The 571-nt window shown below is 35.0% G+C and carries 1 protein-coding gene; it reads right to left on the reverse strand.

What is annotated here, in order from left to right; genetic code table 11:
- Positions 1-267: 267 nt before the first annotated feature.
- Entirely contained in the window at positions 268-432 is a 165-nt protein-coding gene (locus A6E06_RS19960; RefSeq protein ID WP_176713282.1) for a hypothetical protein, read from the reverse strand.
- Positions 433-571 lie beyond the last annotated feature (139 nt).

A 571-nucleotide genomic window follows, 5' to 3' on the forward strand; every position in this document is an offset into this window, starting at 1 on the left:
ATGCATTTGTTATATGCTTATTTTATAAATTTAAGGGTGAGCTACCCCATTTTTTGACATTGTGGACAAGTACAATATGAATAATGGTCTCCCCCCATCTTTTGGCAAATAGGACATACACAGTATGAATAGTGACCGCCACCCATCTTTTGACATGTAGGGCAAACACAGTGTGTATAATGCCCCCCACCAATTTTCTGACATGTAGGACATGAACAATATGAGTTATGATTTCCACCGCTCTTCATTTTAAATACCTTATTCTATTTAAAAATCACTGCTTATATTAAGAACCGCCATTGATATAGCTTCTTCAGATTTACCAATAACTAATGTAGGTTTACCATGCACATCACGTACCCGCTCTGCATCAATAACACTAACGTCTAGCATCTCAAAAAGTTTAAATGATTCCTTGCCTTTAAGCGTCACTTCATCTTCAGTATAAAAATTAACTGAAGATCTGAATCTAAATTAGCCAACTTTTCTTGTAATTCTTTTACTTTCATTATTATTCCTTAATTCCGCTTTTATTACCGATGATGTACACCAGCATATAACGCCTGCATAA

It is taken from the genome of Aliivibrio sp. 1S175, assembly GCF_001690985.1.
Lineage (GTDB): Bacteria > Pseudomonadota > Gammaproteobacteria > Enterobacterales > Vibrionaceae > Aliivibrio.